Here is a 13,752-nt window from a genome sequence, read left to right as displayed (position 1 = left end):
GATTTCGACGTTCGGCGGCAGCGTCTGCTTCACGCTCTCGATGGTCGACCTCACGGCCTCGGCGGTATTGATGGCGTTGGCGCCGGAGGCGAGCATGACGGCGAGACCGGCCGAAGGATGGCCGTTATAGGTGCTCGAGGTGGTGTAGGACGAGGCGCCGAGTTCGGCGGTCGCGACATCGTTGAGGCGCACGAGCGAACCATCGGGCAGGCTCTTCAGGATGATGTTGTTGAACTGCTCCGGCGTCTGCAGCCGGCTCTTGGCCGTGACCGTCGCGTTGAGCTGCTGGCCCTTGCGCTGCGGCAGGGCACCGAGCTGACCGGCCGAGACCTGCGAATTCTGCGCCTCGATCGCCGTGGTAACGTCGCCTATCATCAGTTGGTATTTTGCGAGCTTGTCCGGGTCGACCCAGATACGCATGGCATAACCCGAGCCGAAGAGCTGCGTGTCCCCAACGCCGGAAACACGTTTCAACGTGTCATTCAGCGTGCTGTTGATGTAGTCGGCGAGGTCATTGGAATTGAGCTTGCCGTCCGTCGAGACGAAGCCGACGACCATCAGGAAGTTCGAGGTTGACTTGGAAACGACGATACCCGTCGATTGCACCGTTTGCGGCAATTGCGCGGTGACGAGCTGCAGCTTGTTCTGCACCTGCATCTGCGCGATGTCGGCATCGGCCTTGTTGGTGAAGGTCAGCGAGATCGAAGCCTGGCCCGTCGAGGTTGACGTCGACGTCATGTAGTCGAGATTGTCGATACCGGTCATGCCCTGCTCGATGACCTTGGTCACCGAGTTCTCGACGGTTGCGGCGTCGGCGCCGGAATAGGTGGCGGTGATGCTGACCGTCGTTGGGGCGATCTGCGGATATTGCGAGATCGACAGCGTCAGGATCGACAGCGCGCCCGCCAGCATGATGACGATGGCAATGACCCAGGCAAAGATCGGCCGGTCGATGAAAAAACGAGACATCAAACCACCTCACTTCACAATTGCGGCGTTGGCGGCTTCTTTGAGCTGGCCGGACGCACTGGAGGATGCCTGCGAGAGTTCCCCCGTCGCATCATTGACCGTGACTTCGTCAACCTTCACTTCCTGGCCGTCGCGCACCCTTTGCAGTCCCTCGACGACGACCCGGTCGCCATCCTGAAGGCCCTGGTTGACCAGCCAGCTATTGCCGATGCTGCGCTGGACAACGAGCACACGCTGCTGAACCTTGCCATCGGCATTGACGAAGAAGGCCGTCGGCTCGCCCTTTGTGTTGCGCGAGACGGCGCGTTGCGGCACGAGATAGCTGTTCGGGGCGACACCCTCGGCGATCGTTGCCCGCACATACATGCCGGGCAGCAGCAGGCGGTCCGGATTGGGGAAGACCGCGCGAGCGGTAACGGTCCCAACGGTTTCAGACACGGATGCCTCGAGGAATGCGAAGGTCCCGGGCTGGGAATATTGCGATCCGTCCTCGAGCTTGAGGTTGACCGAGACGTTGTCGCCGCTGGTCTTCAACCGACCTTCGGCGACCGCGCGGCGGAAAGCCAGGAGGTTCGTGCTCGATTGAGTCACATCGACATTGATCGGATCGAGCTGGTTGATGGTTGCCAGCGCCGTCGTCTGCTCGGCGGTGACCAACGCTCCCACGGTGACCGAAGAAGCGTCGATGCGTCCGGAAATCGGGGCGCGGATCTTGGTGTAATCGAGGTTGATACGCGCCGTCTCCAGGGCGGCCTTGGCGGACGCCACATCAGCCTTCGCCTGCGCCAGGGTGGACAGCGCGTCGTCCAGATCCTGCTTGCTGACTGCATCCTGCGCCGTCAAACCCTTGTAGCGCTCCACTTTCGACTGGGCGCTCGGCACTGCACCCTCCGCCTTCTGCAAGGAGGCAACGGCGCTGTCATAGGAGGCCTGGTAGGAACTCGGATCGATTTCGTAGAGCACATCGCCGGCGGCGACTTCGCTACCTTCCTTGAAATTGCGCGCCCTTATGATCCCGCCGACCTGTGGCCGAACCTCCGCGATCAGGGAAGCCGCCGTTCGACCGGGGACTTCCGCTGTGATCGCCACCGATTGCGGATGCAACGTCATGGCGCTGACTTCCACCTTGACCGCGCCCATCGGATTTTGTGTGCTTGATTGCTCGGAGCACGACTGCAACGCGATGCCCATCGACAGCAGCGCTGGAAGCATCAGCGCCGAGATCGGGATTTTATTGTGAACGACTGGAGCGCAGGCGGGCCGGAGATACGGCAAGTGGCTAAAGCGAAATTTGATACTCATAAGAGGTCTGTCCAATCGCGAATTCAACAATGCAAGGGGCCGGATGGCAGGTTTGATGTGACAGTCAGAGCGATGTCCGCAGACACGGCTCCAACGCCAGCATCCGGAAAGCCGGATCAAGTTGGGCGGACCATCGCCGAGAGATGTCATCAAAGTTTGCCAACAGCGGGCAATTCGGTAATCAATTCTGTCACGGTCCGGCGGCCGTGACATTTGGTTACAATTTTGATGTTGCGGGAAACGTCCCGAAAACTTCAAAGACGCGTATCAAGCGTTCCTCGGGCGGAAGCCTTTGGAAACAAGGGAACCAGCAATGCAACGAACACCCCATGTCCTCGTCGTCGACGACCACAAGGAGATCCGCGACCTCCTGGCCAAGTATCTTGCCAAGAACGGACTGCGCGTCAGCACGGCGAACGGCGGGGCGGAGATGCGCCAGCAATTGCGGACCGCCACGATCGACCTGGTCGTTCTGGACATCATGATGCCGGGGGAGGACGGACTATCCCTGTGCAGGTCGCTGCGCCAGACGAGTATGGTGCCGATCGTGCTGTTGACGGCGGTGTCCGACGAGACCGACAGGATCATCGGCCTGGAGCTCGGCGCGGACGACTACGTCACCAAGCCCTTCAACCCGCGCGAACTTCTGGCGCGCATCCGCGCGCTGCTTCGCCGCGCCAATGCCACCGCATCCGTGGCATCGGATCCGGAGCACAAGCGCTACCGCTTCGGAAATTGGACGCTCGACGTCTCGCAGCGATCGCTTGTCGATGCATCCGGCAGCGAGGCGGCACTGGGAACCGCCGAGTTCCGTCTGCTGCTCGCCCTCGTTTCGCGGCCGGGTGTCGTTCTCACCCGTAACCAGTTGCTCGATATTACCGCCGGCCGGTCCGCGCAGGTTTTCGACCGCAGCATCGACAATCTCGTCAGCCGCTTGCGCCGCCGCATCGAAGACGATCCCCAGCAGCCGACGCTCATCAAGACCGTATGGGGAGATGGATACACCTTCGCCGGAACCGTCGAGGAGGTGTCGTGAAGCATCTGCGCTGGCGGATATGGCCACGAAACTTCGCCGCGCGGCTGATCATCTCGCTGGTCGCGGCTCTCACGCTCGCGCAGGTCGCCTTGATCGTCATCCTGAACAGCCAGCAGGACGGCATTGCCGAGCGGGTCGTCCATGGCCAGACCTTGAATGTGACCGCTACCCTGGCAAAGCTCCTGGCCACATCCCCGGTCAACGAGCAGGGTCGCATTATCGAGGCATTTCGGTCGAGGCTATTGTGCGCCGGGATCGAAACGGCCCCTGCGGTCAGCCGTGAGATGAACGCGACTGAAAAGGACCTTGCCGATCGCCTCCTCCGGCAACTCCAGGGCCTGCATTCCGACGCCCCTCGAACTGCCATCGAGCAGGACATGGCTCCATGTCTTGATTTCGCAAAGGGACCGGAGAATTCGGGGCAACAGCCTGATCCGAAGCTGCAAGCGGGTGACGATTTCCCATATCCGTCGCGGATCGTTACTGTCATCACGCAGGTGCCCCTGCCGGACGGGCGTTGGCTTGTCGTATACAATGGCATAGCCCTCCCGACCTTCTGGAGTCCGGTTGCCTTCCTCTCTCTCTTTTTGTCGTCGCTGGCGGCAATCGTCGCTGTGACAATCGCCGTCCGCTCACAGACGAAATCCCTGCGCATGCTGGCAAGCGCATCCGAGCGGTTTGGCCGTGGGGAGACATTCTCGCCCCTGAAAGTCAGCGGTCCGTCGGAAGTCGCGGCAACGATCCAGGCATTCAACACGATGTATCAGAGATTGAGCCAGTTCATTCGCGATCGGTTGCGCCTGTTTGCCAGCATCAGCCACGACTTGCGAACGCCCTTGACGACGCTGCGGCTGAAGGCCGAATTCATCGACAACGACGAGGTCCGGGAGGACATCGTCGCCACGATCGACGAATTGACGACCATCTGCGAAACCACGCTTGCCTTCACGCGGGCCGAGGTCAGCATGGAAGACACCACCCTGGTCGATCTTGCCGACCTCATTCGGCAGGTTGCGGAGGAGTTGCGGCTGACTAAAGGCGACGTGCATCTTACCGCCTTGCCGTCGCTTCCCTATCCCTGCCGGCCGGTCGCCCTGAAAAGAGCCTTGAGAAACCTCATAGAGAACGCCATTCGCTATGGCGGTACCGCTTCCGTTAGCCTTAACGATGCCGATGGCGAAGTGATCATATCGGTCGAGGACGATGGCCCCGGCATACCGGACGATGAGATCGAGGATGCATTTGAGGCTTTCGTCCGCCTCGAACCCTCACGAAGCACGGAAACGGGCGGCCTTGGTCTCGGACTGTCGATCGCTCGCAGTATCGTCAAGGCCCATGGCGGCACCCTGTTCCTGCTGAATCGCGAAGACCACGGCCTGAGGGCCGAACTGCGGCTACCCTCGAAATGAATGGCGCGCCCAGCAAAAAGCCGACCGGAGCTTCCCCCGGTCGGCTATTGGAAACGCTAAGACAGCATCGTCCGTTTAGCTGCGCTTCCTGAGCACGCCGTAGACGATGTTGCGGTTCTTCCCGAAGAACACGCTCGCTTCGTAGTCCTGCCCATCCGTGCTCGCATGGATGATCTTCCACATGTCGGCTTCCGAACGGAGCAGGAGCGCCCAATTCATGAAGGTTTCGATGTAGCCGTCGACCAGAATGGGATACGAATAGTTGGCGAACAGGAAGACGCCATTCGGCTTCAGCATTTCCAGGCAACGCTGCGTCAGCTTGATGGCGACCTTGTCGACCAGATAGTCATACAGGCCCGAGGCATAGACGAGATCGAACTGGCCCGGACGCGAACGCCCCGTCAGCAGGTCGCGGACGGAACCGTTAATGGATTCGACCGCGGTCCCCTGGAAATCGCGGGCGATCGTGCCGATGCTGATCGGATCCTGGTCGAGGGCAACCCAGCGCTTGAGCGCCTTTTCGCGTAGAGCCACGGAATGAGCCGCCTCGCGCAGATGTCCGGCGGCGACGCTCAGGACTTCCGTTTCCGGACCCCTCGCCGCTGCCACTTCATCCACATGACGCGCCAGGATGTCCCGGCGATCCCAGTTGGCCATCGAGGACGGAGCAGTGCTGGTATACTCGAAAAGCGCCCGACCACGTTCGGTGGCCTTCGCAACGTCGTCCAGAATGCTCTCATGCCGATATATGAAGTCGAGCAGCGTGGCGTCGCCCGAATAGCCTCTCGGTTTATCGACGGACCACTTGGTCAGCGGATCTTCCTGAAAGATTGCGGAAACCGGGTGGTTCTGGATGATCGGCACCAACTCCTGCCAAACGCGCGGGTGCAGCGAATGGCGGGTTTCATGAAGCGAAAGCGTCACCCGATCGATAATTTCGGTCGGATTATGGTCTTTCTCGAATTGCTGACGGGCGAGTTCGAGCAACAGGGCGATTTGCCCCTTGCCAACGATCAATTGCTCTTCGAAACGGTCGCCCTTGGGTAGCTCCAGTTCGTTCGCGATTGCCGCCGGGGTAATCAGGCTATGGCCATCGAAATCCATCTTCCGTTGGTTCATGCGAGTTATCCTCTGTTAAATATGAGTAAATTATAAGTTACCGTTTATGGAAACCAGCACTTCTTCAACAGGTCGGTGTTCCAATGATTTCTATCATAATGTGAAACTTTTGATTAACCATAGGATTTCTTTAACATGCTTAACGCCGCGCATTTTCGACTTGATTTTAACGGGATATAAAAAACGACCGCCTATTAGGTGGGAAAATGGCCGGTCTAACGCATCTTCTCAATCCAGGGACGGATCAGCGGCCGCATGAATGCGTCAATGGAATCCGCAGATAAGATGCACCAAAAATTTCTCTGCGAAGCGTAGTACGAGCGAATGGAACAGTGCATGAAGCGCATGTTTGCCAATTCGGCAGAAGTCGATCTCGATAGGAGACTGCAGAGGCCGTCGCCTGCTGAGCTTCAAGACCTCTATCGACGAAATGACGAGATGGCCCGCACGCGCGCGGCGCGCAGCGGCCTGTGGATCGCGGTCATCGTTTATATATTATTCTCGACGACAGACCTTTTGCTGATCCCCGATGTCGCGACCTATACGATCACGGCCCGTTTGGCGGTCGGCGTGATCGCCCTTGCCATATTCGAAAGCCAGAGACACCTGAAAGTCGGCATCACATGGCTCGACCGTACCAGCGCCCTGGCGCTGGTCTTGGGATATGCCGTTTGGATATTTCCAGCGATCCGGACCGTCCACACGGATAGCCTGTCCTATTACATGATATTCGGTGCCATCTTCATGATGGGCGCCAATCTGTTCTTCAGCTTCAGATTTTTGCTATCGGTGGTTGCGTCTGGCGCTGTCCTGGCGACGTTCCTCCTGTCCCTGACTGCATTCTGGCCGACGGATATCTATGCCCTGGCCTTCAGCACATTCTATGTCTCGTGTTTCGTCTTCACATCCTATGTGAACTGGAAGTTGAACCACGAGCGATACAATGTCTTCCTGAATGCGTTGGAAGCACAGATCCAGCAGAGAGAGGCCACTGAACGGGGCGAGGCTCTGCTTCGGATGTCGAATACCGACTATCTGACGGGACTCGAAAATCGCCGGGCTGTCGATCACAGGCTGAGGACCTACTGGAAAGAATGGCAGGCCAATAATCGTGGCTTCGCGGCGGTCCTTGTCGATGTTGACTTTTTCAAGAAATACAACGACTTTTATGGTCACCAGGAGGGCGATCGCTGCCTCATTCATATCGCGTCGGCGATCAAGGAGGCCGTGGCGCCGCTTGGTGGCTCGATCGGACGATACGGCGGCGAGGAATTCATCGTGCTCGCCCAGTTCAGCGAGAAGGAACGGGTCGCCTATCTTGCCGAACGAATCCGCGGCACCGTCGAACAGTTGCGCCTTCTCCACGAGGAGCGGCGCGATGGCACGTCGGTCGTGACCGTGAGCGTCGGAGCTGCCTTCACCAGGGAACAGAGCGGCGCAAAACTCGAAAAGATCATCCACGAGGCCGACCGGGCTCTTTATGGCGCCAAGGCGAGCGGCCGCAACTGCACCCGCCTGTTCGACCCGAACGATCCCAATAGCAGCGATGAAAGCGAAAATATCGCGGCGCTGCTAAAGATCGCAATCCATCAGAATCTGGTGTCGCTGGTCTACCAGCCCATCGAGGATGTCGCGTCCAGGCGGCGGGACGTGGTTGAAGCGCTCATGCGCCTGAGGACGCTTGACGGCAGCATCATCCCTCCGAGCCTCTTCATCCCGATTGCCGAGCGTACCGGCATGATCCTCGAACTCGGCCGCTGGGTGATACGCACGGCCTGCCGCGATCTTCTCGCGGACAATCATGTCCAGATCGCAAGCATCAATGTTTCTCCGATCCAGCTCAAGATGCCAGGCTTCGCCGCGAGTGTGGCGGCGATCCTGTACGAGACCGGGGTTTCCGGCAGCAGGCTGGCTTTCGAGATCACCGAGGGTCTCGAAATGGAGATGCATTCCGACATACTGAGATGCATCAACGATCTGAAAACGCTGGGAATCAGGATCTGGCTCGACGATTTCGGCACGGGCTTCGCCGGCCTGTCATGGCTGCGCCTCATCGACTTCGACACGGTAAAGATCGACCGCTCCTTCCTCCATGGCAGCGCCACTGTGCGGGGCAGGGCCATGCTTCAAGATATTGTCGGCCTCATCCGCAACCGTGGCCCCAAGATCCTGGTCGAGGGAGTGGAAACCGAAAAACAACTCGCCTTGTTGCGAGAGCTGCGCATTGATTACGCACAAGGCTATCACGTCGGACGCCCGGCCTTGGCCCAGACTTTTCGCAATGACGCCGAAGAAGAGGTTCGCCCGTCGTCGGCCGCGCCATCATCGTCATCGGCATGAGGGTGCACCCGGTTTCCTTAAGCGGGTACACGCCCATCATCCATGCTTTCAGCTAGCAATCAGAACTTGACGCTTGCGGAGAGAACCGCGCTGAAGGGTTCGCCGATCTGGTTGCCGAGATTGGTCGTTCCGATCGACGAGGTGTAGTAGGTCTTGTTGAAGATGTTCTTCAGATTGAGCTGCAGCGTCAGCGGCCGTTCCATCTGGAAGGTATAGGCGGCGAAAGCGTCCGCCACGATATAACCGGGCAGGAAATAAGCATTGGTGTTCATGCCCGCCCGCTTGCCGGCGCCACGAAGGCCCGCGCCGACCTTCAGCGTGTTGCCGTTGCCGCCGAGCTCGCCGAAATCATAGACGAAGAACAACGAGCCGGTGTGACGCGGGACGTTGACCAGCTGTTTGCCGGCGTAGGTCGGATCCTCAAGGACCTTGGCATCCGTAAAGCCGTAGCTGGCGATCATGCTAAGTTCGTCGGTAATTTCACCGGCGATATCGACCTCGACGCCCCGGGCACGAACGAGACCGGCAGTCTTGACGTAGGTTTCGCCGTCGATCACTTCCGAATAGGCAACATTCTTCTTGTCGCTGGTATAGAGCGCGACATTGGCCGTCAGCCCCTCGGCGATCTCGAATTTGCTGCCGATTTCATAGGAGATGCCCTCCTCCGGCGGCAGATTGCCGTAATAGCTGGCGATCGAAGACTGCGGGCGGAAGGTCTTGGCGATATTGCCGTAGAAGGAGATATCCGGCGTCAGCTTGTAGACCACGCCGCCGCGCGGCACCCATTTGCCGCCATGGCTGTCGGTATTGGTGACGAAGGGGCGCCCCTTGCCGGCCATCAGATCGTAGTACTGATAGCGAAGGCCGCCGACGAGGATCCATTGGTCGTCGAGATGGAGCGAATCCTGGATATAGGCCGAGGCGGTGGAGATTTGCTCAGTCTGGTCGCTATCGGCCTTCGAGACGGTCGTGCAAGCCGGCATTTTTCCATAGACCGGATTGTAGATGTTGAAATTCACCGATTGCCCGCAGCGGATGAGATCGGTGCGCAGCGTATCGGCGTAGTCGTAGGAAGTGCCGAACAGCAATTCGTTGCGCAGGCCACCGATGTCGACGTCGCCGCTGAGATCGGCGCGGACGGCGTGATTGTAGATTGTCGAGTCCTGCGTCGCGTCGGCCCGTCGGGTGACGTTGCCCGTCGCCGCATTATAGGCCATGGCGCGGGCCTGATTGTCGGAATATTCGTTATAGCTGTAGCCGTAATCGAGGCTTAGCTTCCAGTTTTCATTCAACTCGTGCTTGACGTTGATGGTCGCCATGTCGGAGCTGCCCTTGGAGATATTGTAAGGCTCATCGAAGCGGATTTTCGGATCGACATTGACGGCATGGCCGGTATTGAGATCGAAGATCGTGCCGCGATCGAAGGGAACGCTGTAGTCCTCATGCGTATAGGAGACAGTGACCTCGGTGTCCTCGCCATACCAGGAGAGCGACGGCGAAATGACCCAGTCCTTCGTCTTGCCGAAATTGCGCCAGTAATCGACATTCTTGTATTCGCCGATCAGGCGGTAGGCGAAATCCGTGCCCTCAATCGGGCCGGTGAAGTCGAGGCCGGTCGAGCCTCCGCCGAAGCTGGAAGCGGTGCCGTAGATCTCGCCGCTGAATGTCTGCTGCGGCTTCTTGGTGACGACGTTGATCATGCCGCCGGGATCGAGAATGCCATACAGCGTCGAGGACGGCCCCTTCAGCACTTCAACCCGATCGGTGGTGGCATTGAAGCTTCTCGGCAGCGCCGTCTTCAGGCCGTTGGTCAGGATGGAGCCGTCGCGATTGTCGCCGAAACCGCGGCGGATAACGGAATCCTGCGTACCGCCGAGCGTGTTCGATTGACTGATGCCGCTGATATTGGACAGCGCATCGTCCAACGACTGCGCCTTCTGATCCTTCAACACGTCCTGGCTGACGACATTGACGGCCTGCGGGATATCGATCAGCGGTGTGTCGGCGCGCGTCGCGGTGACGGTCGACACCGGCTGATACCCCTTGGTCGCGCCGTCTTGGCCGCCGCTCTTGACGGTAATCGGCTTCAGAACCGTGTCACCCTCGGCCCTGTCATTTTTCTGGGCCGCCACGGTTTCCGATTTTTTCGGCTGCACCACGGCATCCTGCGCCATCGCTGGATAGGCCGCGCAGGCGCTTAATATCAAAATGGCCGTTCGCACATGATGGATCTTTGCGCCCGTAACCGCCGTCTGCCCCTGCTTCATTCTGCCCCCGTATCCTTGCGGATATCGTCTAATTCCAACGCCTGATGTGAATACCCGCGTGATCGTGAGTTTGGCGGCTTATTCTTTTCTTGAATGTAGTAGTCAACTTTTAATTCGGCGATTTCTTTCCAACTGACCGCAACACGATCAGGCGCGGATAAAGAAATACATCCATTTGCTCAAGGAGACTTTCCGGAAACACCTATTTTTTCAGTAAGATAAGGGCGCCTTATCCTCTTCAGGCATATGCGCCTGAATGGCTCCCCATCCACCATCCCCCAGTTGACACGAGGAATCCCCGGAATTTACAACGCAAAAAATTTGACTACTACATTCAAGAATACTTTCCCTCGGACGGAAACCCACGCGAAAGAGTGCATGCCACAAGGACAGGAAGAGATTTCGGAACGACAGGGCAGGACGGCTGCGACCGTGCTATCCGTCGAAGGCGTCTCCGCGGGCTACGGCAAGCGGCTGATCCTGGACGGCATTTCGCTGTCCATTCCGGAAGCCACCATGACCATGCTGGTGGGGCCGAACGGCTCCGGCAAGTCGACGCTGCTGTCGGTCATGGCACGGCTCCTGACGCCGATGGGCGGAACGGTCAACCTCGACGGCAAGGCGTTGCACGCCATCCCGACGCGCGAGGTGGCACGCAAGCTCGGTCTTCTGCCGCAAAGCCCGCTGCTGCCGGAAGGCTTGACCGTCTATGATCTCGTCGCGCGCGGGCGCTACCCACATCAAGGTTTCCTTCGGCAATGGACGGAAGCCGATGAGGAGGCCGTCCGGCATGCGCTGACGGTGACTGACACGCTAGAATTCGCCGGCCGGCAGGTCGATAGCCTTTCCGGCGGCCAGCGTCAGCGCTGCTGGATCGCCATGGCGCTCGCGCAGGAAACACCCGTCATCCTGCTCGACGAACCGACCACCTTCCTCGACCTGCATTACCAGGTGGAAGTTCTCGACCTGCTGCGGCACCTTACCCGCGAACACGGGCGCACCATCGTCGCCGTGCTGCACGATCTCAATTTCGCGCTTCAATATGCCGACCGCCTGATCTTCCTGAAGGACGGCGCGATTGCCGGCGTTGCCGAACACCCCGGCGAATGCAGCGCCGTCCTCATTCGCGATGTCTTCAACACCGAGGTGGTCCGTCTCGCGCATCCGGAAACCGGCCTGCCCCTTTTCCTTCCCTCGACCAAGGCGGCCAAGAGGGAACGATGAGCGCGATCCCGGTTTCAGCCAATTCCATGCCACGGCGCGCGCGCCCGATGCGCAGCCTTCTCGCCCTCATGACGCTGGCGGCGGTTATTCTCGTGCTGGCCTCGATCCATGCCGGCATAGGCGCGCGGCCGGTGGCACCGGCCACGCTGCTCAAGGCCGTCTTCGCCTTCGACAGCCACAATTTCGAACATCAGATCCTGGTGAAGCTGAGGCTCGCCCGGCTTGCCGCCGCCCTTCTCGTCGGCGCGGCACTCGGCGTCGCCGGCCTGCTCTTGCAATCGCTGCTGCGCAATCCGCTCGGAGAGCCGCATATTCTCGGCCTCAATGCGGGAGCAAGCCTTGCCGTTGTGCTAACGAGCAGCCTGCCGTTTCTGGCCGATGGCCTCGCCCGCCCGCTGGTGGCGGCACTCGGCGCGGGCCTGCTCTTTGCTGCCGTCATTGCGCTCGCCTCCGCCGGACGCGCCGGAATGACCATGCTGAAGGTCACCTTTTGCGGCATCGCGCTTTCGGCGCTTGCCTCCTCCCTCACCTCGGCAATCCTCATCCTCGATGAAGAGACATTGCAGGAAATGCGGCTCTGGCTTGCCGGCGATCTCGCCGGGATCGGTTATGATCTGATCGGAGCGGCGCTTGCGCCCATCCTCATGGGAATGCTGCTGGCCTTCATCATCGCGCCGCGGCTCAACGCATTGGCGCTTGGCGATGCCGCGGCAACCGGGCTCGGCGTGCCGGTCAGGAGCACCCGACTGATCGGGCTTGCTGCCACGGCGCTTCTCTGCGGCGCTTCGGTCTCCGTCGCCGGCCCGATCGGCTTCATCGGCCTTATGGTTCCCAACGCCGCCCGACAGCTTTCCGGCGGCGATCTCCGGTTTGCCCTGCCGCTTGCAGCACTCGGCGGAGCGGCCCTGCTGCTGGCCGCCGATATCGCCGCGCGCGTGCTGATGAGCCCCCACGAGCTTGCAACCGGCATCATGACCGCCATCATCGGCGCGCCGCTCTTCATTCTCGCCGCCTCAAGGTACTTCCGATGAGCGTCGCACGGCAGAACGGCTATCATCTCATCACGCTGGGGCCGCTGTCGCGCCGTATCCATATGCGCAGTTGCATCGTGCTTGTCTTGCTTTGCCTCTTCGTCGTTGCGACGGCCTTGGTCACAGCTCCTCTCGGCAGCCACGAGGCAGGCTTCCGCGAGCTCCTGACGGTGCTCTTCGATCCGGCCCACGCGACCGGCGAAGGCCATCAGATCATTCGCGATTTCCGGCTGCCGCGCATCATCATGGCGGTGCTTTGCGGCGCGATGCTCGGGCTTTCGGGGGCCGCCCTGCAATCCCTAACACGCAACGGCCTCGCCGATCCGGGTCTGCTTGGGGTCAAGGAAGGCGCCAGCCTTTCCGTGATCACGCTGATCCTGTTCGTGCCGTCGGCCGGGCTTTATCTCAGGCCCCTCGTCGGCATGGCTGGCGGGTTTTTCAGCGCGCTTCTTGTCGCCTCGCTCGCGCGTGACCTGACACGCATGCGCTTCGTGCTGATCGGCATCGGATTTTCCTGGCTGATGTCGGCAGCCCTTTCCGTGATCCTGACGACCTCGGATATTCGCGACGTGCAGACGGCCATGGTCTGGCTAGCCGGCAGTCTCAACGCCGTCTCCTGGGATGTGGTGCCGATCGCGCTTGTCTGCGCCGGTCTTGGCGCTTCGATCCTTTTCCTGACCGCAACAGCAGCTGACGCCGCCGTGCTCGGCGATCCCTTGGCGATCGGGCTTGGCGTATCGCTGCGGCGGCTTTCGATCCTGCGCTTCGTCGCACCTGTTCTTTTGACCGCAGCCTGCGTGTCCTGCGTCGGCAGCCTCGGCTTCGTCGGCCTCATCGCACCGCATATGGCGCGACTGGCGATCCGTGGCAGCGGCGAGACGGCGATTCTCGCCGGCAGCGCGCTGTTCGGCGCATCCCTGGTGCTGATCGCCGACAGCATCGGCCGACTTGCCTTCGCGCCGCTCCAGCTTCCCGCCGGCATCGTGCTTGCGATCGTCGGCGTTCCCGTCCTTCTGCTTCTGCTCTGGAAGAGCCGCAACCTTCTTTGAGGATTG

10 protein-coding genes are annotated in these 13,752 nt (G+C 60.1%); 6 read left to right on the top strand and 4 right to left on the bottom strand.

Features of this window, described 5'->3' with window-relative positions; genetic code table 11:
- Positions 1–969: efflux RND transporter permease subunit (locus tag EX00_RS26185; RefSeq protein ID WP_047464468.1), on the bottom strand; the 969-nt coding region annotated here is incomplete at its 3' end.
- Positions 970–978: 9 nt separating this feature from the next.
- A complete protein-coding gene (locus EX00_RS26180; RefSeq protein ID WP_047464546.1) occupies positions 979–2,181 on the bottom strand; it encodes an efflux RND transporter periplasmic adaptor subunit in 1,203 nt (400 codons plus the stop codon).
- Positions 2,182–2,584: 403 nt separating this feature from the next.
- Here EX00_RS26180 and EX00_RS26175 point away from each other — a divergent pair, with 403 nt between their 5' ends.
- Positions 2,585–3,307: a response regulator gene (locus EX00_RS26175; protein ID WP_047464465.1), complete on the top strand. Its 723-nt coding sequence runs from the start codon at positions 2,585–2,587 to the stop codon at positions 3,305–3,307.
- The gene (locus EX00_RS26170) at positions 3,304–4,716 is read left to right on the top strand and encodes an ATP-binding protein (RefSeq protein ID WP_047464461.1); all 1,413 of its coding nucleotides are present in this window, start codon (positions 3,304–3,306) and stop codon (positions 4,714–4,716) included. Before EX00_RS26175 ends, EX00_RS26170 begins: the two co-directional genes overlap by 4 nt.
- A gap of 75 nt (positions 4,717–4,791) precedes the next feature.
- Here the strand turns inward: EX00_RS26170 and EX00_RS26165 are convergent, their stop codons facing one another.
- Complete coding sequence (locus EX00_RS26165) at positions 4,792–5,835, bottom strand: class I SAM-dependent methyltransferase (protein WP_047464459.1); 1,044 nt, start codon at positions 5,833–5,835, stop codon at positions 4,792–4,794.
- 336 nt (positions 5,836–6,171) lie between these two features.
- On the opposite strand from EX00_RS26165, the gene EX00_RS26160 reads away from it, so the two are divergent.
- Entirely contained in the window at positions 6,172–8,175 is a 2,004-nt protein-coding gene (locus EX00_RS26160; RefSeq protein WP_047464456.1) for a putative bifunctional diguanylate cyclase/phosphodiesterase, read from the top strand.
- A gap of 59 nt (positions 8,176–8,234) precedes the next feature.
- Here EX00_RS26160 and EX00_RS26155 read toward each other — a convergent pair whose 3' ends face one another.
- Complete coding sequence (locus EX00_RS26155) at positions 8,235–10,442, bottom strand: TonB-dependent siderophore receptor (RefSeq protein WP_047464454.1); 2,208 nt, start codon at positions 10,440–10,442, stop codon at positions 8,235–8,237.
- A gap of 378 nt (positions 10,443–10,820) precedes the next feature.
- Between EX00_RS26155 and EX00_RS26150 the strand changes: the two genes are divergently transcribed.
- The 3 genes from EX00_RS26150 to EX00_RS26140 are packed head-to-tail and all read left to right on the top strand — an operon-like array spanning position 10,821 to position 13,746.
- Complete coding sequence (locus tag EX00_RS26150) at positions 10,821–11,666, top strand: ABC transporter ATP-binding protein (protein WP_047464451.1); 846 nt, start codon at positions 10,821–10,823, stop codon at positions 11,664–11,666.
- On the top strand, positions 11,663–12,697 hold the full coding sequence (locus EX00_RS26145; RefSeq protein ID WP_047464449.1) for a FecCD family ABC transporter permease: 1,035 nt from the start codon (positions 11,663–11,665) through the stop codon (positions 12,695–12,697). Before EX00_RS26150 ends, EX00_RS26145 begins: the two co-directional genes overlap by 4 nt.
- Positions 12,694–13,746, top strand: a complete 1,053-nt coding sequence (locus EX00_RS26140) for a FecCD family ABC transporter permease (protein WP_047464446.1) — start codon at positions 12,694–12,696, stop codon at positions 13,744–13,746. Before EX00_RS26145 ends, EX00_RS26140 begins: the two co-directional genes overlap by 4 nt.
- Positions 13,747–13,752: the final 6 nt, after the last annotated feature.

Source organism: Martinezella rhizogenes, from assembly GCF_000799715.1.
Taxonomy (GTDB): Bacteria; Pseudomonadota; Alphaproteobacteria; order Rhizobiales; family Rhizobiaceae; genus Rhizobium; species Rhizobium rhizogenes_C.
Note: the sequence above shows the minus strand (reverse complement) of the source record. Positions and strands in the feature narration are given on the sequence as shown.